A 621-nucleotide genomic window follows, 5' to 3' on the forward strand; every position below is an offset into this window, starting at 1 on the left:
CGGCTACGCCTGTCGGCCTCGTCTTAGGTCCCGACTCACCCTGGGCGGATTAACCTGGCCCAGGAACCCTTGGTCATTCGGCGGACGAGTTTCTCACTCGTCTTTCGCTACTCATGCCTGCATTCTCACTCGCGCAGCCTCCACACCTGGATCACTCCGATGCTTCCATGGCTGCACGACGCTCCCCTACCCACCCACACACCTGGCTGAACCCTCGCAAGAGAACAGCGGGCTATTGTGTGAGTGCCGCAGCTTCGGTGGTGTACTTGAGCCCCGCTACATTGTCGGCGCAGGATCACTTGACCAGTGAGCTATTACGCACTCTTTCAAGGGTGGCTGCTTCTAAGCCAACCTCCTGGTTGTCTTCGCGACCCCACATCCTTTTCCACTTAGTACACGCTTAGGGACCTTAGCTGGCGATCTGGGCTGTTTCCCTCTCGACTACGAACCTTATCGCCCGCAGTCTCACTGCCGCGCTCTCACTCACCGGCATTCGGAGTTTGGCTGATTTCGGTAAGCTTGTGGGCCCCCTAGACCATCCAGTAGCTCTACCTCCGGCGAGAAACACGTGACGCTGCACCTAAATGCATTTCGGGGAGAACCAGCTATCACGGAGTTTGA

General features: G+C 57.6%; 1 rRNA gene. It reads right to left on the reverse strand.

The window, feature by feature from the left end:
• Positions 1-621: ribosomal RNA gene (locus V7650_RS18135) — 23S ribosomal RNA — on the reverse strand; the annotation flags it as partial.

The sequence above is a fragment of the Parasphingorhabdus sp. genome (assembly GCF_036964565.1).
Taxonomy (GTDB): domain Bacteria; phylum Pseudomonadota; class Alphaproteobacteria; order Sphingomonadales; family Sphingomonadaceae; genus Parasphingorhabdus.